The sequence below is a fragment of the Polynucleobacter asymbioticus genome, assembly GCF_018687575.1.
GTDB classification, from domain to species: domain Bacteria; phylum Pseudomonadota; class Gammaproteobacteria; order Burkholderiales; family Burkholderiaceae; genus Polynucleobacter; species Polynucleobacter asymbioticus_C.
This window is the reverse complement of sequence record NZ_CP061297.1, coordinates 707,207-731,177: the sequence shown is the minus strand read 5'-3', so window position 1 is coordinate 731,177 and position 23,971 is coordinate 707,207. Positions and strand designations below refer to the sequence as shown.

20 protein-coding genes are annotated in these 23,971 nt (G+C 48.0%); 7 read left to right on the top strand and 13 right to left on the bottom strand.

Annotated features, from left to right (window positions below; all coding sequences use genetic code 11):
- Positions 1–76 precede the first annotated feature (76 nt).
- A complete protein-coding gene (locus AOC19_RS03555; protein ID WP_215377624.1) occupies positions 77–703 on the top strand; it encodes a YhbY family RNA-binding protein in 627 nt (208 codons plus the stop codon).
- Between the two features lie 56 nt (positions 704–759).
- Here AOC19_RS03555 and AOC19_RS03550 read toward each other — a convergent pair whose 3' ends face one another.
- The 7 genes from AOC19_RS03550 to gloB all read right to left on the bottom strand — a co-directional run bounded on the left by AOC19_RS03550 (position 760) and on the right by gloB (position 10,598).
- Positions 760–1,218, bottom strand: a complete 459-nt coding sequence (locus AOC19_RS03550) for a DUF4149 domain-containing protein (protein ID WP_215377622.1) — start codon at positions 1,216–1,218, stop codon at positions 760–762.
- Positions 1,219–1,262: 44 nt separating this feature from the next.
- The gene (greA, locus tag AOC19_RS03545) at positions 1,263–1,739 is read right to left on the bottom strand and encodes a transcription elongation factor GreA (protein ID WP_215377621.1); all 477 of its coding nucleotides are present in this window, start codon (positions 1,737–1,739) and stop codon (positions 1,263–1,265) included.
- A gap of 19 nt (positions 1,740–1,758) precedes the next feature.
- The gene (carB, locus tag AOC19_RS03540) at positions 1,759–5,022 is read right to left on the bottom strand and encodes a carbamoyl-phosphate synthase large subunit (protein ID WP_215377619.1); all 3,264 of its coding nucleotides are present in this window, start codon (positions 5,020–5,022) and stop codon (positions 1,759–1,761) included.
- On the bottom strand, positions 5,022–6,215 hold the full coding sequence (gene carA, locus AOC19_RS03535) for a glutamine-hydrolyzing carbamoyl-phosphate synthase small subunit (protein WP_215378075.1): 1,194 nt from the start codon (positions 6,213–6,215) through the stop codon (positions 5,022–5,024). The genes carB and carA overlap by 1 nt, the downstream gene beginning before the upstream one ends.
- Before the next feature lie 245 nt (positions 6,216–6,460).
- Positions 6,461–8,344 (bottom strand): propionate--CoA ligase, encoded by a 1,884-nt coding sequence (locus tag AOC19_RS03530; RefSeq protein ID WP_215377617.1) that lies wholly within the window; start codon positions 8,342–8,344, stop codon positions 6,461–6,463.
- 35 nt (positions 8,345–8,379) lie between these two features.
- Positions 8,380–9,789 carry a transglycosylase SLT domain-containing protein gene (locus tag AOC19_RS03525; RefSeq protein ID WP_215377615.1) on the bottom strand — a complete coding sequence of 470 codons (1,410 nt, stop codon included), beginning with the start codon at positions 9,787–9,789 and terminating at the stop codon, positions 8,380–8,382.
- The gene (gene gloB / locus AOC19_RS03520) at positions 9,789–10,598 is read right to left on the bottom strand and encodes a hydroxyacylglutathione hydrolase (protein ID WP_215377614.1); all 810 of its coding nucleotides are present in this window, start codon (positions 10,596–10,598) and stop codon (positions 9,789–9,791) included. The genes AOC19_RS03525 and gloB overlap by 1 nt, the downstream gene beginning before the upstream one ends.
- A 36-nt stretch (positions 10,599–10,634) precedes the next feature.
- Between gloB and AOC19_RS03515 the strand changes: the two genes are divergently transcribed.
- From AOC19_RS03515 to dnaQ, 5 genes are all read left to right on the top strand, one after another.
- Positions 10,635–11,420: a class I SAM-dependent methyltransferase gene (locus tag AOC19_RS03515; protein ID WP_251368077.1), complete on the top strand. Its 786-nt coding sequence runs from the start codon at positions 10,635–10,637 to the stop codon at positions 11,418–11,420.
- A gap of 4 nt (positions 11,421–11,424) precedes the next feature.
- Positions 11,425–11,880: a ribonuclease HI gene (gene rnhA / locus AOC19_RS03510; RefSeq protein ID WP_215334807.1), complete on the top strand. Its 456-nt coding sequence runs from the start codon at positions 11,425–11,427 to the stop codon at positions 11,878–11,880.
- 116 nt (positions 11,881–11,996) lie between these two features.
- Positions 11,997–13,313, top strand: a complete 1,317-nt coding sequence (locus AOC19_RS03505; RefSeq protein WP_215377610.1) for an efflux RND transporter periplasmic adaptor subunit — start codon at positions 11,997–11,999, stop codon at positions 13,311–13,313.
- Positions 13,310–16,408, top strand: a complete 3,099-nt coding sequence (locus tag AOC19_RS03500) for an efflux RND transporter permease subunit (protein ID WP_215377608.1) — start codon at positions 13,310–13,312, stop codon at positions 16,406–16,408. The genes AOC19_RS03505 and AOC19_RS03500 overlap by 4 nt, the downstream gene beginning before the upstream one ends.
- Complete coding sequence (dnaQ, locus tag AOC19_RS03495; RefSeq protein ID WP_215377606.1) at positions 16,408–17,118, top strand: DNA polymerase III subunit epsilon; 711 nt, start codon at positions 16,408–16,410, stop codon at positions 17,116–17,118. The genes AOC19_RS03500 and dnaQ overlap by 1 nt, the downstream gene beginning before the upstream one ends.
- A gap of 19 nt (positions 17,119–17,137) precedes the next feature.
- On the opposite strand, the gene AOC19_RS03490 is transcribed toward dnaQ, so the two are convergent.
- From AOC19_RS03490 to AOC19_RS03480, 3 genes are all read right to left on the bottom strand, one after another.
- Positions 17,138–18,223 (bottom strand): tartrate dehydrogenase, encoded by a 1,086-nt coding sequence (locus tag AOC19_RS03490; RefSeq protein ID WP_435367679.1) that lies wholly within the window; start codon positions 18,221–18,223, stop codon positions 17,138–17,140.
- A gap of 34 nt (positions 18,224–18,257) precedes the next feature.
- Complete coding sequence (locus tag AOC19_RS03485) at positions 18,258–18,917, bottom strand: SprT family zinc-dependent metalloprotease (protein ID WP_215377605.1); 660 nt, start codon at positions 18,915–18,917, stop codon at positions 18,258–18,260.
- A 62-nt stretch (positions 18,918–18,979) separates the two neighbouring features.
- On the bottom strand, positions 18,980–20,101 hold the full coding sequence (locus AOC19_RS03480; RefSeq protein WP_215377603.1) for an NADH:flavin oxidoreductase/NADH oxidase: 1,122 nt from the start codon (positions 20,099–20,101) through the stop codon (positions 18,980–18,982).
- 150 nt (positions 20,102–20,251) lie between these two features.
- Between AOC19_RS03480 and AOC19_RS03475 the strand changes: the two genes are divergently transcribed.
- On the top strand, positions 20,252–21,772 hold the full coding sequence (locus AOC19_RS03475; protein WP_215377601.1) for a CoA-acylating methylmalonate-semialdehyde dehydrogenase: 1,521 nt from the start codon (positions 20,252–20,254) through the stop codon (positions 21,770–21,772).
- Between the two features lie 87 nt (positions 21,773–21,859).
- On the opposite strand, the gene AOC19_RS03470 is transcribed toward AOC19_RS03475, so the two are convergent.
- The 3 genes from AOC19_RS03470 to AOC19_RS03460 are packed head-to-tail and all read right to left on the bottom strand — an operon-like array spanning position 21,860 to position 23,956.
- Complete coding sequence (locus AOC19_RS03470) at positions 21,860–22,525, bottom strand: amino acid ABC transporter permease (RefSeq protein ID WP_215377600.1); 666 nt, start codon at positions 22,523–22,525, stop codon at positions 21,860–21,862.
- The gene (locus AOC19_RS03465) at positions 22,525–23,256 is read right to left on the bottom strand and encodes an amino acid ABC transporter ATP-binding protein (RefSeq protein WP_215377598.1); all 732 of its coding nucleotides are present in this window, start codon (positions 23,254–23,256) and stop codon (positions 22,525–22,527) included. Before AOC19_RS03465 ends, AOC19_RS03470 begins: the two co-directional genes overlap by 1 nt.
- Before the next feature lie 46 nt (positions 23,257–23,302).
- Positions 23,303–23,956 (bottom strand): amino acid ABC transporter permease, encoded by a 654-nt coding sequence (locus tag AOC19_RS03460; RefSeq protein WP_215377596.1) that lies wholly within the window; start codon positions 23,954–23,956, stop codon positions 23,303–23,305.
- Positions 23,957–23,971: the final 15 nt, after the last annotated feature.

Here is a 23,971-nt window from a genome sequence, read left to right as displayed (position 1 = left end):
GTAAAACAGCTTGATATCGGTTTATATGGGGCCGAAAGCCCTGTTTTACAAGCCCTAATGCTCTATCATCGAGGCCATGACTGCACTTACTATTACCCCCGCACAACGTAAATCCCTCAAAGCTGATGCCCATGGACTGAGTCCAGTTGTCATGATCGGCGGCGACGGCCTGACCCCTGCGGTCATCAAAGAAGCTAAGTTGGCTATTTCTCATCACGGCTTGATCAAAGTTCGCGTATTTGGCGATGATCGTGATGCCCGTATTGCCATCTATGAAGAGCTTTGCGACAAACTGGGCGCAGCGCCAGTTCAGCACATCGGCAAGTTACTTGTACTTTGGAAGCCAATCGATATTGTGGATGCTGCCCTCTCCAACTTAGGAAGATCCAGCAAGCAAACCAAGAAATCATTGCAAGCACCTCGCACGAAGCGTCAACCGAATCGTGTGGTGGCAAAAGCCGGTGTTCGCACCAGCACTTCTGAAAGATCGGATCGACGCTCTGCTGCTAGCAAGTCACCATTTGAAAGAGCAGCTGCAGTCAAAAGCGCCGCCCCAAAGAAGCGCGTTCTGCGTGCTGATGCTGCCGAGTCTAAGATTGGCTGGTCATCGCCTGGCTACCGCAAGGCAATAGCAGCGCCTGCGCCAATTAAGAAACGTAAGGTACGCATGAGCAGCACGAAGAAGAAATCATTAGGTTCTTGATGCAGAGTGCATCAATGAGTTTTAAAAAAACGCCGCTAGTCGGCGTTTTTTATTGCCTACCTTTTAGTAAGCCGCCAGACCAAAGTAATTCCCAAGAGACTTTGCAGCATAAACAGAATGCTGGAGACGCCATGGAGCCTTCCAAACAAAGTAGCGGAGGGAGAGAGCATGACCGGCATACCTTGGAGCAAAGCGTTATCGCGAAGGGTATTCATCCAAGGGATCAAGACAAAGGCTGCGGCAATAGAACACAGCAGCATGGCCAATAAGAGCCAGCGGATGATTCTGAAATGATTCAGTCCACGATTGACTAAGAGATTAGCTAAGACCATCAGGCTGATAGATACGATCAAGCTCAGATAGGCCTCTAACTTAAAGATGCTGCCAGCAACCATGCCAGCAGCCTGACGATCAGTCATGGTGCTAAAAATAGCTGGGGCAACCAAGTAGCCCACAGCGAGCAGACTTCCAACCCATAAGCCCGAAATCAAAATGAAGAGTCTTTGAGCTCCCATATGATTCGGAGTCTCTACAGTCTGCATCTTGATTCTCGTTGATATTAGATGTAACGAACCGCGAGAATTTCTACTTCACGATTACCGCCGGGAGCCTGAACGGCAACAACGTCGCCCTCTTCTTTGCTGATCAAAGCGCGGGCAATCGGCGAGCTAATCGAGATCTTATTCACGGCAATATCCGCCTCATCATCGCCAACGATCTGGTAAGTGAGCTTGGTGCCATCTTCTAAATCTTCAAGATCTACAGTCGCACCAAACACCACCCGACCGTTCACATCCAAAGTGGCTGGGTCAATGATTTGCGCTGCGGACAGCTTGCCTTCAAGCTCTTGAATACGACCTTCGATAAATCCTTGCTTCTCCTTAGCGGCATCGTACTCAGCATTCTCAGAAAGATCGCCTTGTGCACGTGCCTCAGAGATTGCATTAATTACTGATGGGCGCTCGACATGCTTTAAGCGATGCAACTCCTCTTTGAGGAGCTCTGCGCCACGCTTAGTAATCGGGATTGTGTTCATGCTTCTTACCTAACTTAATTTAATTGAGAGTCTTATGCAGATTCTGCAATGAATACACCTCAAGAGACTCTTTATTGCCATTTTGCGATGTCATTAAACCATCCATCACCGCGCGTGCTGCACTAATCGTAGTGTAGTAAGTCACATTATTGGCTTGAGCACTGGTACGAATGGAACGTGAATCTGCAATCGCTGTGCGAGTTTCATCAACAGTAGTAAATACCAGTGAAATCTCACCATTCTTGATCAGATCAACAATATGGGGACGACCATCTTTTACTTTATTGACTACACGTACTGGCAATCCAGCAGCTTCAATCGCCGCAGCAGTGCCTTTAGTGGCAACCATTGGGAAGCCGAGTTGATGCAAGAGCTTAGCCACTTCAACAGCTTTAGGCTTGTCGCTATCTTTCACCGTTAAGACTACAGTTCCGCTCTTAGGCAATTTAATGCCAGCGCCTAACTGAGACTTAAACAAGGCTTCACCGAAAGTTTTACCAACACCCATTACTTCACCAGTAGAGCGCATCTCTGGCCCGAGAATCGGGTCAATGCCTGGGAACTTATTGAACGGGAATACCGCTTCTTTCACTGAGAAATAGCCTGGCTTCACCTCAGCTTTAATGCCCTGCTGATCTAAAGTCTGACCAACCATGCAGCGCGCTGCAATCTTCGCCAACTGCAAACCAGTTGCCTTCGATACAAATGGCACGGTACGGGAGGCGCGTGGATTTACCTCGAGAACATAGATAACATCTTTACCATCGACATTCTGAATCGCAAATTGGACGTTCATCAAACCAACTACGTTCAATCCTTTAGCCATTGCTGCTGTTTGACGTTTGATTTCGGCAATCGTCTCATCAGACAAGGAATAAGGAGGCAATGAACAAGCGGAATCGCCAGAGTGGACACCGGCCTGCTCAATGTGCTCCATCACACCGCCGATGAATACACGCTGGCCATCGCTAATACAGTCCACATCACACTCAATCGCATCATTTAAGAAGCGATCTAATAAAACTGGTGAGTCATGAGAAACCTTGACCGCTTCACGCATATAGCGTTCGAGATCACGACCGTCATGCACGATTTCCATGGCGCGACCACCCAATACATAGGAAGGACGCACTACCAATGGATAGCCAATTTCTTCGGCAAGCTTGAGGGCCTCGTCTTCTGCGCGTGCAGTACGGTTAGGTGGCTGGCGTAAGTTCAACTCATGCAATAACTTTTGGAAGCGCTCGCGATCTTCAGCGGCATCAATCATGTCTGGCGATGTGCCAATAATTGGAACACCGTTCGCCTCGAGATCCAAAGCCAATTTCAATGGAGTTTGACCGCCGTACTGCACGATCACACCTTTTGGTTTTTCAATCGCAACGATCTCCAAAACATCTTCCAAAGTTAATGGCTCAAAATACAAGCGATCAGATGTATCGTAGTCAGTCGAAACTGTTTCTGGGTTGCAGTTCACCATGATGGTTTCATAACCGTCATCGCGCATTGCTAGTGCGGCATGAACGCAGCAATAGTCAAACTCAATACCTTGACCAATGCGGTTGGGTCCACCACCAAGCACCATGATCTTATCTTTGGTGGTTGGCTGGGATTCACACTCACCATGCTCTGCTTCATATGTGGAGTACAGATACGCTGTGTTCGTAGAGAACTCAGCAGCACAAGTATCCACCCGCTTGTATACGGGCACCACTTTAAGACGATGACGTGCTGCACGAACGGAGGAAGCATCCACTCCCAACAACTTCGCTAAGCGACGATCTGAAAAGCCTTTTTGTTTAATAAAACGTAGTTCAGGCGCTGACAAACTATCGATCTTGCGCTGCTTGAGCTCAGTTTCCATCGTGATGAGCTCTTCAATCTGCTCCAAGAACCAAGGGTCTATCTTGGTCTCGTTGTAAACCTCATCGAGACCCATGCCCATACGGAACGCGTCTGCCAAATACCAAATACGATCTGGTCCTGGTTCGCCGATTTCTTGAATGATGTCATCTAAATCTGTAGAAACTTCATCGAGACCATCGACGCCCACCTCTAAACCACGTAATGCTTTTTGGAACGACTCTTGGAAAGTTCGGCCAATCGCCATCACCTCACCTACGGACTTCATCTGCGTAGTTAAACGAGAATCCGCTTGCGGGAACTTCTCAAACGCAAAACGTGGAATCTTCGTCACAACATAGTCGATGGATGGCTCAAAGGATGCTGGAGTTGCGCCACCAGTAATATCGTTCTTCAGCTCATCCAAGGTGTAGCCAACAGCCAGCTTTGCAGCAATCTTGGCGATTGGGAAACCGGTTGCTTTAGAAGCCAATGCAGATGAACGTGAAACGCGTGGGTTCATCTCAATCACGATCATGCGACCGTCGACTGGGTTAATCGAGAACTGCACGTTTGAACCGCCAGTATCAACACCAATCTCACGCAACACCGCAATCGAGGCGTTGCGCAGAATTTGATACTCTTTATCCGTCAGTGTTTGTGCTGGGGCAACAGTAATTGAGTCGCCGGTATGCACACCCATCGGATCTAAGTTTTCGATTGAGCAAACGATGATGCAGTTATCAGCACGATCACGCACCACTTCCATCTCGAACTCTTTCCAACCCAAGAGGGACTCTTCAATTAAGAGTTCGCGGGTTGGTGATAAATCTAAGCCGCGTTTGCAAATCTCTTCAAACTCTTCGCGGTTATAAGCAATACCGCCACCAGATCCACCCATGGTGAATGATGGACGAATCACAACTGGGAAACCTAAGCTACCAGTTTCTTTTTGAATACGCTGCTGAACTTCGTGCGCCTCATCCATGGAATGCGCAATGCCAGACTTCGCAGAACCCAGACCAATTTTGGTCATGGCATCTTTAAACTTTTGACGGTCTTCTGCTTTATCAATCGCTTCTGGTGAAGCGCCAATTAATTCGCAACCGTATTTTTCGAGAACACCATGGCGATGCAAATCGAGTGCGCAATTCAAGGCAGTTTGACCACCCATAGTTGGCAAAATCGCATCTGGTTTTTCGGTGGCAATAATACGTTCTACCACTTCCCAGGTAATCGGCTCGATATAAGTGATATCAGCCATCTCCGGGTCAGTCATGATGGTGGCAGGATTGCTGTTCACCAAAATCACTTTGTAACCTTCGTCACGCAAAGCTTTACAAGCCTGCGCACCGGAATAATCAAACTCACAAGCCTGGCCAATCACAATTGGGCCAGCACCAATAATCAGGATGCTCTTAATGTCGCTACGCTTAGGCATTATTTGCCTCCCTTGTTACTAACAGCGGCAGCATTCATTAGCTCCACAAAACGATCAAATAAATAAGCAATGTCATGAGGGCCTGGTGAGGCCTCTGGGTGACCTTGGAAACACAAAGCTGGCTTATCCTTCCAAGCCAAGCCTTGCAGTGATCCATCAAATAAGGAAACGTGGGTAACACGAATGTTGTCAGGCAAGGTATTGGCATCGACCGCAAAACCATGGTTCTGCGATGTAATGGCTACGCGCCCAGTATCCAAATCTTTTACTGGGTGATTGGCGCCGTGGTGACCAAACTTCATCTTCAAAGTTTTGGCACCAGCAGCCAAGCCCATGATTTGGTGACCTAAGCAGATACCGAAGGTTGGAATACCCTTTTCAATAATTTCTTTTGCAGCAGCAATAGCGTAATCACAAGGGCCAGGATCTCCAGGGCCATTTGAGAAGAACACGCCATCTGGATTCATCGCCAACACTTCAGCAGCGCTGGTTTGTGCAGGCACAACTGTGAGTTCGCAGCCACGCTCTGTCAGCATGCGCAAAATATTGCGCTTCACACCAAAGTCATAAGCAACCACTTTTTTGATTGGCTTGCTTGTATCTAAGCTTCTGTATGCAGCTTTACCGTCAGGGCCGTGTAGATCCCATTCAGCTTCGCGCCATTGATATGGAGTCTTGGTAGTAACTACCTTAGCCAGATCTAAACCGGACATACCTGGGAAGGCTTTAGCCAACTCCAAGGCTTTCTTGCCAAGAGCCTCAAGGTCATCACCCATGTTGCCAGCGACGATTGCGCCAGACTGAGCACCTTTGTCACGCAGGATGCGAGTGAGCTTACGAGTATCGATACCAGAGATGCCAACTACCCCCGCTTTGGTGAGATAGCTATCGAGGCTTTCTTCTGAGCGGAAATTGGAGACACGCTTGGAAAGGTCTTTAACAACCAAGCCAGCCGCATGAATCTGATCCGACTCAGCATCTTGACCGTTTACCCCAACGTTACCGATATGGGGATAGGTCAAAGTGACAATTTGGCGCGAGTAACTAGGATCAGTAATGATCTCTTGATAGCCAGTAAGTGCGGTATTGAAAACGACTTCGCCGGTAGTTTCGCCAGGGGCGCCAATACTCAGACCGGGAAATACGGTGCCGTCGGCTAGAGCCAACACGGCGGGAGGAAAAGAAGGAAGCAAGGGTGACAAACCATCTCCAGTCCCTGCTCCATCCGACGCTCAACACCCCAAAAAGACCAACCCAGGACTGTTTGTGCGGGAGGTGAGTGTCTTTAAGCGCTAGGGTAATTTATTAAGTTTTGAACCTGCCAATGATACCAGTTTTACGTATAAACCCTTGAATTCCCAGCCAATTAGGCTCAGAAGGCAATAAGCCCCAAAGTCATCAGACTAAGAGGCTTATTTTGGCCAGTTTCGGGCTTTGTTCAAGACTTTGCGCTTTGCTCGATGATGGTCTTAATTTGAGCCAAAACAGCCTGATCTTCCATGGTGCTGATATCACCTGGATCGCGCCCTTCCGCTACAGCCTGGAGTGCACGGCGGACAATCTTGCCAGAACGGGTCTTTGGTAATGCTGTGACGATGTACACGCGACCCGGACGGGCAATCGCGCCCAAGGTAGTGTCCACAGTCTTCATGCATTCAGCTTCAAGAGTCGCCGTATTAGAGGAATCCTTTGGAATCACAAAAGCAATTGCGGCCTGACCCTTGAGCTTGTCCTCAATACCCACCACAGCTACTTCAGAAATATTGGGATGACCAGAAATACTCTCCTCTATCTCGCGAGTACCCAAGCGGTGGCCAGCAACGTTAATCACGTCATCAGTTCGACCCAAGATAAAGAAGTAACCGTCTTCGTCCTTAATGCCCCAGTCAAAGGTAGAGTAAATGGTCTTGCCAGGAATGGTTTCCCAATAGGTGCTCACAAAGCGTTTGTCGTCGCCCCAAACGGTTTGCATACAACCTGGAGGTAAAGGTCCCTCAATCGCAATCACACCCTTCTGATCTGGGCCCAGCTCTTGCGATGTAGCGTCATCCAATAACTTCATGTTGTAACCGAAGGAAGGAACGCCAGGCGAGCCAAACTTATGCGGCATGACTTCTACGCCCCGCTGAATCGCCAACATTGGCCAACCTGTTTCTGTCTGCCAATAGTTATCTACGATCGGCTTATTAATCGCTCCATGGATCCATGTCGCCGTTGGCTCATCCAAAGGCTCACCAGCTAAGAACAAGGCGCGCAAACTGGAGAGATCGTATTTAGTTAAGAATGCGGGATCTTGCTTCTTGAGAACACGAACTGCAGTAGGTGCAGAGAACATGACAGAGACTTTGTACTTCTCTACCAGCTTCCACCAAATACCCGCATCTGGACTCAATGGTGTGCCCTCATACATGATGGTTGCCATGCCATTGAGTAGTGGTGCGTAAATGATATAGCTATGACCAACAACCCAGCCAATGTCTGAGGTAGTAAACATGGTTTCACCAGGCTTGCCACAGAAGATATGGTTCATCGTGGACATCAAGGCCACAGCATAACCGCCGGTATCACGCTGCACTCCCTTAGGCTTGCCCGTTGTACCGGATGTATACAGAATATAAGAAGGATGTGTGGCATCAACCCACTCAACTGGTACCAAGTCATTTAAATGTTTTTGGCGCTCACTTGCGTAGTCCAAATCGCGTCCAGCAACTGTAGTGAACTCAGTTAAGCCGCGATTCACAATCAATACTTTTTCTGGCTTGTAACTTGCCAGAGTAATGGCCTCATCAAGCAATGGCTTGTAGGGAACGGATTTGCCAGCACGTGATCCTGCCTCTGAGGTCACAATCATTTTGGGTTTTGCATCATCGATACGAGATGCCAAGCTATGAGATGCAAAGCCACCAAATACAACTGAGTGAATTGCACCAATACGGGCACAAGCGAGCATTGCGAAACATGCTTCAGCAATCATCGGCATATAGATCAATACGCGATCGCCCTTTTTAACGCCATTCGCTTGATAGATTGCAGCCATACGATTGACTTCTTCGTAGAGCTCTTTGAATGTATAGGCTTTCTCTACATTGGTTTCGGTTGAAACAGCAACCAAAGCAATTTGATCGGGACGATCTTTCAGGTGGCGGTCAACTGCGTTGTAGCAAAGATTGGTTAAGCCACCTTCAAACCATTTCGCAAACGGGGGGTTTGCGTAATCCAGAACTTTATTAAAAGGCTTTTCCCAGTGAATAAGTTTTGCCTGCTCTCCCCAGAATCCATCTGGGTCTTTAATGGAGCGTTCGTGTTCTGATTTGTAGGACATGGTCAACCTAAATAAGTAAATTAAAGTGTCTGGGATTACTGAATCTTGCTAGCCCCTTTGCTATTGGAAACCTTGGCAGTCGAGCTAGAAGCATTCGCAGTACCATTTTTCGCAGATTTTGCAAGTCCTGTCGATGCGGATTTATGCTGAGATGCAGCATTATTTTTAGAAGAATTACCCTTAGTAGCGCCTTTTGCAGACTTTACTACCGGGCATTTAGCCCCTTTTGCACACTTTTGAGCTGCCGGTGGAGCTGGTTTATCCAGACTCAGACTGCCGTTTTCTGCCATGGCCAATGAAATATCCCCGGGACGCTGACTGGTTTTGGGGATTAAAACGGTAGATCCAGCCCGAATGCGCATGCCCTTGGGAATAGCGTTGACCTCTCTTAAGGCATCCACATCAACCCCCAGGGTTTTGGCAGCCTTATCCACTGTCTCGGTTTTAGTAATCTGCACAGCCGTCCAAGAGGACAGTGGCTTGTTGTACTTCTTAAGATTTTCTTGGAAGATTTCCGCATGCCCGAACGGCAGCAAAATCTGTTGGTTAGCATTACTGAGAATCACCGGCTTATTAAACGATGGATTGAGACTATGAAATTCATCCGATGGAATCTCAGCAAGCTTGATGACTAACTCCACATCGATATCAGAGCCAACATCCACAGCTACAAAATAAGGGTGATTCTCTAACTCAGGCAACACGATGCCGTAAGCCGTTGGATCCAACACAATCTGTCGGTAAGCCATCAACTTGGGCACATAGTTCCGGGTCTCATTGGGCATTTTGAGGCTCAGATAGTCTGTTGGGAGTCCTGCGGCCAAATTGCGCTTTTGGGCTTTCGAGACATTGCCCGCCCCCCAGTTGTAGGCTGCCAATGCAAGATCCCAGCTACCGAATTGCTTATGTAAGCGCTGCAGATAATCCAATGCAGCATCGGTTGATTGCAGCACATCGCGCCGCTCATCTCGAAAGACGTTTTGAGTTAAACGAAAGTCTTTACCGGTTGCAGGCATAAACTGCCACAATCCCATTGCTTTTGCACTGGATTTGGCATGAGTGACAAAAGCACTTTCTACAAATGGGAGCAATGCAATCTCAGTTGGCATATTGCGCGCATTGACCTCTTGCACGATATAAAAGAGATAGCGTGATGAACGGGCCATGGAACGGTGAACGTAGTCGGGACGCGCACTCAGCCAACGCACTTGCTCGATCTCCAATGGTGTGTTCATGGGCTCCATCTCAAAGCCATCCCGAATGCGGATCCAGAGATTGCTGGAAGGTGCATACAGATCACTGACAGACTGATTCTTTAGATTAACCCGCTTTGCTTTAGAGGCACGAGGATCCTGACGAGTCGGCGTATCCGAAGACCAATCTCCCGTACTCGCACAACCCGAGAGTGCGGCAATGAGAAATATTGCCGCATAGCGCCACAACATCAGAACCGATCCTTCCAGGCTCGAATCACGGCCAATACATGTGCCGGCGTCGGCAGAGATTTTTCTCCTGAGACCTCAACTGCTGCGTCGATGACAGCTTGCTGATCACAGCGCATGAAGGGGTTCACTTGCAACTCCTGCCCGATGGTCGTTGGCAAGGTCGGCAAATGTTGATCGCGCAGAGCTTTAGCGGTTTCTGCCCAAGTGATGAGGTTTGCATTATTGGGCTCAACGGCTAGAGCAAATCGGATATTGGATAAGGTGTATTCATGAGTGCAATACACCAAGGTATTTTTTGGCAAGGCAATGAACTTGGCGAGCGACTGGCTCATCTGGGTTGGCGTGCCCTCGAATAAACGACCGCAGCCAGAGGCAAATAAGGTGTCGCCACAAAACAGCATGGGTTCGACGACGTTAGCCTGCATATTGGCAAAGTAAGCAATGTGGCTCAGGGTATGGCCTGGTACCTCGTACACCTCAAAGCTAATCCGTGGTGCAGCCACTTCAATCTTGTCGCCTTCCATCATGGCATTCGTACGACCCGGAATGTCAATACTTGCAGGGCCATACACAGGAACCTGAACACCCAAGAACTCTAATAAGTTCAATATGCCGCCAGTATGGTCAGCATGATGATGGGTAATTAAAATACCTGTCAGAGTCAGATTTTTTTGCTCGAGATATTGCAAAACGGGGGCAGCATCACCCGGATCTACGATTAAGGCAGACTGACCATCATGGATACACCAGATGTAATTGTCATCAAAAGCCGGTATCGGCCAAACTTGCAATAAAGTATTCTTCACCATAGACCGATGATACCAATCCCACCCTCCCCATCCCAGATGCCTGCACCACCATGGAGTTCATGGGAAAAGTGGTTGCAATCACCCCCAGGACGTTATGTACTTGGCTGGGAGCAGAAATGCTTCAATCAAATTGTGGCTGATGTCTTTGGTTTTTATGCCGTTCAAATTGGCTTGCCGCAACTGAATACCCTGGCAGAAAACCGCATGCCTTTGCAGGCCCTGCTGATTGACGCCCATGATCGCCAAAAACAGGCCAGCCTGTTCAGTTGGCATCAGATTGAGGGGGATGCCAATGAGCTCCCTTTTGCCTCGGAAAGCATCGACTTATTGGTATTGCCGCATGTTCTGGAATTTGCTGCCGACCCCCATCAAATTCTGCGGGAGGCTGAGCGCGTCTTGCGCCCTGAGGGTCGCTTGATCATTTCGGGATTTAATCCCGCCAGCCTTTGGGGCATGCGCCAATATCTCAGCCGCTTGATCGGCAGCCCTTATTTGCCGCGAGATGGTCAATTTATTAGCCTTCTGAGGATTAAAGACTGGTTACAGCTTTTGAATTTCTCATTGGATCGAGGTCATTTTGGGTGCTACAAACTCCCACTGAGCGGTGAATCAGGTATATCCAGAATGGACTTTATGGAACCTGCGGGCAATCGTTGGTGGCCTATATTTGGGGCTGTTTTCTTGGTCTCGGCCATTAAACGCCAGCAAGGTATCCGCCTGATTGGGCAAGCCCAAGGCTTACGCATACCCGCAATGGCTCAATTAACTCCGGCAGCTGAAAGCCGCCAGAATTTGGCAAATAGCCAAGACCAAGTAAATTAACGGCATGCCCCACACCAAATCCCTCCCCCATATTGTTATTTACACCGATGGCGCCTGCAAAGGCAATCCCGGGCCTGGCGGCTGGGGCGCGGTTTTACGCTCGGGTGGTCATGAAAAGCATTTACACGGAGGGGCTGAGCACACCACCAATAACCGCATGGAAATTAGTGCGGTGATTCATGCGCTTCGAGCCCTCAAGCAAACCAGCTCAGTCGAGCTATGGACTGACTCACAATACGTCCAAAAAGGCGTTACGGAGTGGCTAGAAGGCTGGAAAAAAAGGGGGTGGAAGACTGCCAGCAAGGATCCCGTCAAGAATGCGGATTTATGGCAGGAATTGGATGCCCTCATTCCTGATCACAAGATCTCCTGGCATTGGGTGCGCGGACACAATGGCCACCCCGGAAATGAGCTGGCAGACCTGCTGGCAAACAAAGGTGTAGAGGAATTTCTGCCCTAGGCTGGATAGGCCTTAGCAAGCCCGTTTTTAACGGTCTTATGAGAGAATGATTGCATTCAAAGCTGGTACAGAATTCACCGCTTAACCCATATAGAACCAAGAAAAACTCCGAGACCGTGTCAAAAATTGAATCAGCACTCGATAAAGTCGTTGCCAAGCTGCCCCTACTCAAAAATGCGCTAAAGGCTCGCTTATGCACTCTTTGGCAAAAAGCATCCCCCTATCTTGCTAAGGTCAAACAATTAGATTACGCGACAGCGAAGGAGTTCACACTCAAATACAAGTGGCGTATTTTGGCGCTGCTGATTGTTTTATATGCTGGTTCCAAGGCATTTGATTATTTCTTCCCTGCTGCCGGCAAAACAGGTGGGGCACAAACCATTACGAGCGTCGTAGTGGAGAAAAAAGATATTCCATTAATTATTGAGGCAACGGGCACGATCATCTCCAGCAGTATTGTGGATATTCGCCCAATGACAACCAATACGGTCAAAACCATTCACATTAAAGATGGGCAGGAAGTGAAGGAAGGTGAGCTCCTCTTCACTCTAGATGACCGTAATGATCGCGCCAACTATGAGAAATTAAAAGCATTGGCAGACGACGCTCAAAAACAATACTTGCGAGCTAAAGAACTAGTCACCAAGAACTTTATTTCAAAGGCAGGTCTGGAGACTTCTCTAGCGAATGCTAAGTCAGCACAGGCAGCTGCACGCTCTGCTGAAGTACAACTCTCCTATGACTCCATCCGATCCCCTATTGCGGGACGAGCCGGCATCATCAACGTATTCCCAGGCTCTCTAGTACAAGCAAGCAACGTGGTAACTACTGCAACGAGCTCGACAGCAACCTCCAGCGTTGGTTCCATGGTGACGATTACCCAACTGAATCCAATCAACGTTCAATTTGTAGTGCCTGAGAAAGACATTCCCTTATTAATGGACGGTAAACAGGCGGATAAGCCACTCAAAGTCAAAGTGAGCGTTGGCAATGATGCTAAATCTGTTTACGAAGGTGAAGTGCTTGTGATTGACAACCAAGTGGATCCTAGTATTGCAGCAGTACGAGTGCGTGCTCAAATTCCAAATGAGAAGATGACTCTTCTACCCGGTCAGTTCGCTCGTGTCTCCTTGAGTGCAAACACCCTAAAAGATGCCATCGCAGTTCCATCTGAAGCCATTGTGATTAGCCCGAAAGGTCGTGTGGTCTATCTAGTGGATAAAGACGATAAGGTGCAATCTAAACCTATCAAAGTAATTTACGAGTACCAAGGTAGCGCAGTGATCAGAGGGATTGAAGCGGGCTCTCGAGTCATTGTTGAGGGCAAACAAAATCTGAGGCCTGGTAGCAAGATCCGTGAAGCCAAGAAACAAACTCCTGCAGCCGCTCCCGCTAAAGCAGCTACACCCACTCCTGCGCCCGAGACAAAATGACACTCTCTGAGTTATGCATCAGACGGCCCGTCATGACGGTGCTGCTCTCTATTTCACTCGTGATCGCAGGCGCTGTTGCCTACTTCAATATTCCCGTTGCAGCACTGCCTAGCTTTAATACGCCGATTATTTCGGTGAGCGCGAGTCTTCCTGGAGCAGCACCAGAAAATATGGCGTCCTCGGTAGCCCTGCCACTGGAAAAAGAGTTTTCCACTATTGATGGCATCAAGGTGATTAGCTCAACTAACACCTTAGGCTCCACCAGCATCACCTTGGAATTTACGAGCGAACGAGATATTGATAAAGCTGCGGTGGATGTACAAGCAGCCTTACTACGTGCACAGCGTAGGCTTCCGATAGAAATGACAATCCCCCCGTCTTATCGCAAAATTAATCCTGCTGATACAGCAGTGCTTGTCATTCGAGTCAGCTCACCATCGATGAGCCTGTCTGAGATTAATGACTACGCAGAGAATCTGCTAGCTCCGAATATCTCGACTATTAGCGGAGTCTCTCAAGTACAGGTATACGGTGCGAAACGCTATGCTGTCCGTGTGAGCGTGCGCCCCGATGCTTTAGGCAACCGCAACATCACCATGGAAGAATTGGCCACGGCGATTAATAAGGCCAATACCAATAGCCCAGTAGGTACCTTAGATGGACCACGTCAGCTGATCACTATTTATGCCAATCCCCAGTTAGTCAAAGCAGAAGAATTCGGCAACCTCATCATCGCGCAGCGAAATGGCTTGCCGGTATATCTTCGCGATGTCGCAGATGTCCAAGAAAGTTTTGAGGATGTAAAAACTTTTGCTACATCCGGTGGAGAGCGCTCCATTGCGATTGGCATCTTACGCCAACCCAATGCAAATACTGTTGATCTGGTTAAGGCGATCAAAAAACTGCTCCCTTCATTGCAAGAGCAAATGCCAGCGTCCATTAAATTAACGCTGATTAACGATCGATCCCTCTCCATCATTGAAGCGATTCATGATGTCAACATCACTTTAGTCTTAACTATTTTGCTTGTTGTGATGGTGATCTTCTTATTCTTGAAGCGCATATCAGCAACGCTGATTCCCTCGATCAGCCTTCCCATCTCACTCATCGGCGCATTCTTCTTACTCTACGTTTTAGGCTATAGCCTAGACAATATTTCCTTGCTGGGAATTACGCTCGCCGTTGGTCTAGTAGTGGACGATGCCATCGTTGTGCTTGAGAACATCATGCGCTACATTGAACAAGGCATGGATCCGCTTAAGGCCTCGCTTAAAGGCAGTAAAGAGGTAGGGTTCACAATTATCTCGATCTCCATCTCTTTGGTGGCAGTTTTCATTCCCCTGTTCTTTATGGCCGGCCCAATCGGCCTACTATTTAGAGAATTTGCAGTAGTGGTTTCGCTGGCAATTCTGGTTTCGGCAGTGGTCTCTCTCACCATAGTTCCCCTACTCTGCAGCCGCTTCCTACCAAAGCCTGGCGACCATCCAAAAGAATATGCCATCACTAAAAAATTCGATCGAATTTTTGACTGGTCTCTCAAGGCTTACGTCCACTATCTGGATCTAGCATTAGCCAATCGCAAAAAAGTATTGTGGGGAGCCGTTGCAAGCTTCTTCCTGACTATTTACTTGTTTGCCAATAGTCCTAAAGGATTTTTTCCTGAAGAGGATATTGGCCAAATTACTGCAACCACAGAAGCTGCAGAGGACACCTCCTTTAAAACCATGCTGGAGCTTCAAGACCGCGCAGCAGAGATTGTGAACAACGATCCCAACGTCGCTAACTCAATCTCCATTTTGGGTGGTGGTCAAAGCGCCGGAAGAAATACTGGCCGCTTCTTTATCATCCTAAAACCTAAGGGTGACCGCGAAAAGATGTCTAAGGTTATTGAAGGCCTGCGAAATAAGTTCAAAGATATTCCAGGTCTTCAGGTTTACATGCGTCCAGTTCAGAATTTACAACTGGGTGGTCGCACCAGTAAGAGTCGCTACCAATTTACGCTTCAAAGCGTAGGCTTTGAGGGCGTCAATGAGTGGGCGGATAAGATGACCGATAAGATCCGCTCCAACCCCATTTTTAGAGATGTTACAAGCGACTCCAAGATGAAAGGTCTCAACGTCAAAATTGAGATCAATCGTGAACAAGCTGCGAGCGCCGGTGTCACGATTGCAGATATTCGTAGTGCACTGTATAACTCGTTCGGTGAGCGCCAGGTATCCACGATCTATACGCCAGTCAACACCTATTACGTCATCCTAGAAACTGCTGAGAATGATCGTCAGTTTGAGACTGATCTCAGTAAAGTATTTGTGAGAGGTCGGGCTACTGATAAATTAATTCCCCTCTCCAGTTTGGCTAGCTTTGTTCGCACTGTTGGGCCAACAGCCGTAAATCATCAGGGTCAAATTCCAGCGGTGACCATCTCCTTTAACCTTGCGCCAGATGTTTTCCTGGGTGATGCAACGAAGGCAATCGATGGGTACGAGAAAGAGATTGGACTTCCACCTTCAATTATTACCAGCTATGGCGGTGATGCAGCCGTCTTTAAAGATAATCAATCTGGTCAGATCATTCTGATCTTGGCGGCTTTGGGTGTGATTTATATTTTGCTCGGTGTTCTTTATGAGAGCTATATCCACCCACTCACCATTTTGGCTGGCCTCCCCTCAGCAGCTATTGGGGCCATCTTATCGCTTCGCATCTTTGGATTTGAGTTGACCATCGTTGCATCGATTGGTATCTTGCTACTCATTGGTATTGTCAAAAAGAATGCCATCTTAATGATCGACTTTGCCTTGGATGCGCAGCGTAATCAAGGCATGTCTCCAGAAAAAGCGATTCGTGAAGCCTGTATCTTGCGCTTTAGACCAATCATGATGACCACCATCGCTGCACTCATGGGTGCACTCCCTATCGCATTGGGCTTAGGCGCTGGAGCAGAATTGCGCCAACCCCTGGGTATTAGCGTGGCCGGCGGACTCATCTTCTCCCAATTTGTAACCCTCATCATTACGCCTGTGATCTACCTCTATTTAGATAAATACGCAGGCAATGGACCCATGGAAATCCCCCCATCTGTGTTGGAAGGCACCTAATGCGTCAAGTTATTCTCGATACCGAAACCACTGGCCTGAATCCTGCTACGGGTGACCGTATTATTGAAATCGGTTGCGTTGAAATGATAGGTCGCCGCTTAACTGATCGCACTTTCCATTACTACATTAATCCAGAGCGTGATATTGATGCAGGTGCGTTTGCAGTTCATGGACTGTCACGTGAGTTTCTATCTGACAAGCCGGTGTTCGCCAATATTGTTGAAGAGCTGATTGAGTTTGTTGATGGTGCTGAGGTAGTTATTCATAATGCGGCATTTGACTTGGGATTCTTAGATAACGAATTTGCTTTACTGAAGCGCCCGGCTTTCAGAGGCCTTGCTGCCAAAATCACTGACACCCTTTTAGATGCGCGGCAGATGTTCCCAGGCAAGCGCAACTCGCTGGATGCACTCTGTGAGCGCTTTGCCATTAGCAATCAACATAGAACCCTGCACGGCGCTTTGTTAGATGCCCAGCTCTTGGCCGAAGTCTATGTGGCCATGACGCGCGGTCAAGAAGATCTCTCGATTGATTTGATTGATTACACCGTCGGCACTGATGCATCTGGGCAGATGAAGGCCCTACCAAGCAAGCTCAAACTCTTGAGCGCGAGCGATGAGGATTGCCAGTTACACGAAAAGATCTTGGGTGAGATTGCAAAGGCAAGCAAAAAGGACCCCGTATGGAGTCCTTCTGCTGCAGCCAACTAAAGTCTAACTAAATACCAATTTAGATTTCAGCGGCGATTGCTTTGCCCAAATCATCAGTGCGAGCTTTACCACCCAAGTCAGGCGTAAGCGGAGCGCCAGCTGTAGAAAGAACTCGCTCAATAGCATTGAATATCGCTTTGCCTGCCTCTGGATAACCCAAGTGATCCAACATCATGGATCCAGACCAGATCTGTCCAATCGGATTGGCAATCATCTTTCCATAGATGTCAGGAGCTGAGCCATGAACCGGCTCAAACAATGATGGGAACTTACCTTCTGGATTAATACTTCCGGATGGCGCTACCGCGATGGTTCCAGTGCAGGCTGGACCTAAATCAGACAAGATATCGCCAAATAGATTGCTAGCCACTACAACATCAAATCTGTCGGGGTTCATCACAAAATGGGCAGCCAAGATATCGATATGGTATTTATCCATCCGCACATCGCCAAATTGCTTCGCCATTTGTTCCACTCGTTCATCCCAATAAGGCATGGTGATGGCAATACCGTTAGACTTAGTCGCAGAGGTTAAATGCTTTTTGGGACGACTTTGGGCGAGATCAAAAGCATATTGAAGAATGCGGTCAACGCCTTGTCTGGTAAAGATGGATTCCTGAATCACGAACTCTCGATCAGTATCCGGGAACATTTTTCCACCGACACTGGAATATTCACCCTCAGTATTTTCACGCACGACGTAAAAATCAATGTCACCTGGCTTGCGATTGGCTAATGGACATGGAACACCAGGGAGCAGTCGGACTGGTCGCAAATTGACATACTGGTCAAAGCAACGACGGAACTGAATGAGGCTTCCCCATAAAGACACGTGATCCGGCAGAATATTTGGCATACCAACGGCACCAAAGAAGATGGCATCGTATTGCATCAGGGTATCAAACCAATCATCGGGCATCATCTTGCCGTGCTGGAGATAGTAGTCGCAGCTTGCAAAATCAAAATGATCGAACTGCATACCAATACCAAACTTTTTGCTAGCAGCCTCTAGTGCGCGAACCCCTTCTGGCATGACCTCTTTACCAATGCCATCGCCAGCAATTACGGCGATTTTTGGATTCTGAATGATTGTATTTTTCTTCATTTAATGTCTCATCTCATTTTCAGTGTGAATGGGTTTAGCTAATTGCCCGACGAATTTCATCCGCCTTGGGCTTAAAACCGGTAACAGACTCTGTATCGTGCCCAGTTGTATTTTCAATTGTTTCAATCACCGCTTCTTGCATACGGATATTGTCCTTGGGACAAATAGGTGCACCATAAGTTGCCCACTTCTTGAGTAGCGTTACCTCATATCCGCACTGAGCACACTTGGCTTTATTGCGACTCGCATTGCTCGGCCGGGGTGGTGGGAAAACAATGGCTTGATGAGGGTATGGGCCAAGCTCTTGGCTAATCATCATCAAGCGCACCATCAACTCTTCAGTTGCATGGGCCATTCGGGCAGGGCCTTCCAGGCCAACAGTTTGGGCAATGCCTTTAAAGTCCTCGCCGTGGCCGCTAAAACAATCATCTACCGCATGGCAAAGTTCATGCACCAAGGTATCTAATAACTGAACAGGGTCATCTAGCTTGGGGGAGATAAAAATCTCATTTACCCCGCCGCCAGAGCGCTCACGGGGCCAGCATTGTCCCAGCGTAGTTCTTGGACTACTTGAAGCTGGAAAACCACAAGACACCCTGACCGGTGGAATGGCATAGCCCGCTTTTGAAAAAACAGGTTCCAAATGTCTTACGGCATCTTCAAGCCAAGATTCTCTTACGGAGTGTTGCTTCATGAATAACTCTTTTATATTTTTAGTTTGGTGATGTTAGCTATGGGCTGCGGATTAAGTCTCTATTATCGTTGCCCTACTTTGACCTCACCAAATATGGCCTGAGCCTCACGTGGCAAACAGCGCCAGTAACGTTCATTCGATGGCACGGTACCACCTAATGCTGCAGCAGCCTCCCAAGCCCATCTTGGCTTATATAAAAATGCACGGGCCAAGGCGATCAAATCTGCATCACCTTTTTGAAGAATATCTTCTGCTTGCTGGGGATCCGTAATCAAGCCGACTGTCATGGTGGGCAAACCAGATTGGTCTTTTACAATTTTGGCAAACGGCACTTGATAGTTTGGACCGATTGCAATCTTCTGTAGCGGTGAAATACCCCCTGATGAGATGTGAACAAAATCACATCCCAATGGTTTTAGGCGAGATGCAAAATCGGCAGTCTCCTGCGGAGTCCAACCCCCTTCGATCCAATCACTAGCCGAAATCCGAATACCCAAAACACCTTGATATGCTTCGCGAACCGCTGCAAATAACTCCAATAGAAAGCGGATGCGGTTTTCAAAAGAGCCGCCGTATTCATCAGTACGTTGATTGGCAATCGGCGACAGAAACTGATGCAAGAGGTAGCCGTGAGCCCCATGCAACTCAATACCATCTACCCCGACCCGCTCAGCACGCTGCGCTGCAACAACAAATGCATCGATCAGCTCAGTCAATTCCGCCTTGGAGAGTTCATGCGGTAAACGCTCATCCTTTAACTGAGGGATGGCAGAAGGAGCAAGCATATCCCAGCCACCCTGGTCTTTAGAGAGTAGTTGACCACCCTCCCACGGGGTTGCACTGGAGGCTTTTCGGCCAGCGTGCGCCAATTGAATGAAAACGGCTGTTTTAGGCGCCAGCTTACGAGCCCTGCCGAGCTTATCCCTCAGGGCGGCTTCGGTACGGTCATCCCATAGGCCAAGGCAGGCTGGTGTAATCCGGCCTTCTGGAGTTACCCCAGTAGCCTCAATCATGAATAGTCCGGCTCCGCTATTTAGCAGGTTGCCCCAATGCATGAGATGCCAATCCTGAGCCTCTCCGTTTACCGCTGAATACTGGCACATCGGCGCCACCACGATGCGATTGGGCAGCATTAAATCACCCCTAGGGGAGCTCAGCTTGTAGCTGGAAAATAAGAGACTCATTTCAATACCTTTAGATTCGGAGGTGCGTAATGGGGATGAAAGCGATAAAATAGAAGGAGTAGGATAAACGAGACCATAAACTTGTGCGATTACTTCGCAATACAAGTTTATTGAACCTAAAACTAGTAAAAAATTATTAAGCAAAATACTATGAGTGCACCACAAGCCTTTGAATCAAAAGAAGATATTGGCCATTTTGTTGGCGGTACTGTCGTCAACCCAAAAGACGGTCGTTTTGCCGATGTATTTAACCCCTCCACAGGGGCTGTCGCAAGACGGGTTGCCTTGGCTAGCCGCAAAGAGGTGGACGCTGCCGTGGCAGTTGCCCAAAAGGCTTTCGAGAGCTGGAGCCAAACCTCCCCGCTTCGCCGTGCACGGATCATGTTTAAGTATCTTGAATTGCTCAATGCCCATCGCGATGAATTAGCCGCCATCATCACCGCTGAACACGGCAAGGTATTTACCGATGCGCAAGGCGAAGTAACTCGCGGTATTGATATTGTGGAATTTGCCACTGGTATTCCAGAACTACTCAAGGGTGATTACACCGAGCAGGTATCTACTGATATTGATAACTGGGTCATGCGTCAGCCATTAGGCGTAGTTGCAGGTGTCACACCGTTTAACTTCCCAGTGATGGTTCCAATGTGGATGTTCCCAGTCGCTATTGCCTGCGGTAACACTTTCATTTTGAAGCCAAGCCCCACAGATCCATCAGCCTCTTTATTGATGGCCAAGCTTTTAAAAGAAGCGGGTTTACCTGATGGCGTATTCAATGTGGTTCAGGGTGACAAAGAAGCCGTGGATGCCTTGATCGAGAATCCGGATGTCAAAGCTGTCAGCTTTGTCGGCTCCACTCCAATTGCGAATTACATCTATGAGCGTTGCGCGCACTTTGGTAAGCGCTCCCAAGCTTTAGGTGGTGCCAAGAACCACATGGTAGTGATGCCCGATGCTGACATCGATAAAACCATTGATGCTTTGATTGGTGCAGCCTACGGTTCAGCTGGCGAGCGTTGCATGGCAATTTCAGTAGCTGTTTTGGTTGGTGATGTTGCAGAAAAAATCATGCCAAAACTGATTGAGCGTACCAAGACACTCAAAGTGAAGAACGGTATGGAGCTCGATGCTGAAATGGGCCCCATCGTTACTAAAGCTGCTTTAGAGCGCATCACTGGCTATATTGAGAGTGGCGTAGCTTCTGGTGCAAAGTTGTTAGTAGATGGTCGTGGCTTGAAAGTACCCGGCCATGACAACGGATTCTTTATCGGCGGCACCCTCTTTGATAACGTGACCCCAGACATGAAGATCTATTTGGAAGAAATCTTCGGACCAGTTCTATCCTGCTTGCGCGTAGCGAACTTCACTGAAGCATTGAATTTGGTTAACTCCTGTGAGTATGGAAACGGTGTAGCGTGCTTTACGAGCGATGGCAATATTGCCCGTGAATTTGCCCGCCGCGTTCAGGTCGGCATGGTTGGTATTAACGTCCCTATTCCAGTGCCGATGGCTTGGCATGGCTTTGGCGGTTGGAAGAAGTCCCTCTTTGGCGATATGCATGCCTACGGTAAAGAAGGCGTTCGCTTCTATACAAAGCAAAAGAGTGTGATGCAGCGCTGGCCTGAAAGTATTGCTAAGGGTGCAGAGTTTGTGATGCCCACTTCGAAGTAATCGATACAGTGGCAAGCATCTGCCAATAACAATAGCGACCCTCGGGTCGCTATTTTTTTAACATCAACTCGAGTTTAAGTTGGCACATCAAGCTGGGATAAAGTACCGCCTCTCAATTGCGCGCGCGAACAGCACAATGATGGATACCAATGCTAGGTAGACCAAGGCAGCCAAAAAATAAGCCTTGAAGAATTGGAAGTTGGTTGCAGCTAACTCCTGCACGCGGGCAAAGAATTCGGTGTACTGAATTAAGAATGCCACTGAACTATCTTTCAGGTTAGCAATCACTTGATTGGTGAGCGCTGGAATAGAAAGGCGAATGACTTGCGGCAAGGTAATTAAGCGAAAGATCTGCAAGGGACTAAAGCCTTGAGCGCTTGCCGCCTCAAGCTGACTCTTATCTAAACCATTAAAGGCAGTCGTTAGATAAGCTGCGTTATATGCGGCCACATTGAAGGTAAAACCAATGAAAGCAACTGTGAATGGAGAAAGTCTGACGCCCCACTGCGGTAAGCCGTAATACATCAAGAATAATAAAACGATTAAGGGCATTCCAATAAAGAAGGAGATATAAGAATTAATGGCGCTACGCACATACTGATTTTTATTGAGCGTGAGATAAAACACCACAATACCCAGTAGCAATCCTGAAATACTAATCAAGCCCGCTAATTGCAAGGTCTTTACTAGCCCCGTCAAAATCAAGGGCATCTGCTCCGTGAGATCACGAATGAAGGATGGCCACCCTCCCATTAACGCTTCTCCTCCGAACCAAAGAAGGCTTTAATTTCTGGATCAGAGTGTTGACTTAAGACATCAATCCGGTCATCGGCACGAATAACGCCGCGATCTAAGAACATCACGGTATCGGCAATATTGCGAGCTAAGTTGAGATCATGCGTAACGCAGATCATGGTGATGCCCTCGCTATGTAAGCGATTAATCAGATCAGCCACGTCTCTAGACATGACGGGATCCAAAGCCGAAGTAGGCTCATCCAGAACTAAGACTGCTGGATCCATCGCAAGCGCCCTTGCAATCGCAACCCGCTGCTTCTGCCCTCCTGAAAGTTGCGAGGGATATTTATCCTGATGGGGTGTCATCTCAAAATGAGATAACTCAAGTAAGGCCTTTTCTTTGGCCTCTGCTTTACCCATCTGATGCAGCTTGCGCAGACCTAATGAGACGTTATCCAAAACAGTGAGATGACTGTAAAGAGCGAATTGCTGAAATACGAAACCAATTTGCTTGCGCAACTCCCGCACATCTACATCAGGAGCTAGTACCTCCCTACCCCGAAAAACGATTGATCCTGAGGTGGGCTCCACTAGGCGATTGAGACAACGTAATAACGTCGATTTACCAGAACCAGAGGCGCCCATTAATACGCGGACGTCACCCTCATTCAGATCAAGATTGATATTGGACAGAACTGTCTGCCCATCAAACTCTTTGACCAAGTCCCGTACCTGAATTAATGCCACGAAATTGCCTCATTTAGCAATGTCACGTTGGTAGCCACCTTAGTACTCATGCTGGACTCATTCCCGGTATTTGAAAACGCTTACTTAAAAGCTGAACACCAGCTAAGCAAATTCGGTAAATCACAAAATAGAGGATGCCCACAGCCAGATAGACCTCTATGCCACGCAGCGTTGTCGAAGTTAATGTCATAGCCTGTTTAGTAATCTCTGGAATCCCCACGGTATAGGCGAATGGTGAGTACTTTAAAACTGAAGTGAACTCATTGACCATGCCTGGAATGGAGAATCTCAACATCTGAGGTAACTCAATAAATCTCAGCACCTGAATACGTGTCATACCCATGGCTTTGGCAGCTATGATTTCAGCAGGATCAACCGAGTTGTAGGCACCCCGAAATACCTCGGCCAAATAGGCTGAAGCAACAAGGCCCAGGCTGAGCGCCATAGCCATTAAAGGCGGAACCTTAAACCCAATACCCGGCAAACCAAAGTACACCATGAATAAGAGCACTAACACTGGCACACCTCTAAAGACATAGGTATAGCAATCAATTAAGGGGGTAAGCCAAGGGATATCTAGGCGACGAAGACTTGCAACAGTTAAGCCCACTATCAAGCCAGTGATAGAGCAAACTAGCGTTACTACAACCGTATAAGAAACGCCCTGAGCTAACTGGGCAAGAATATCCAGAAAAGTCACAGGGCGGGCTTTCGA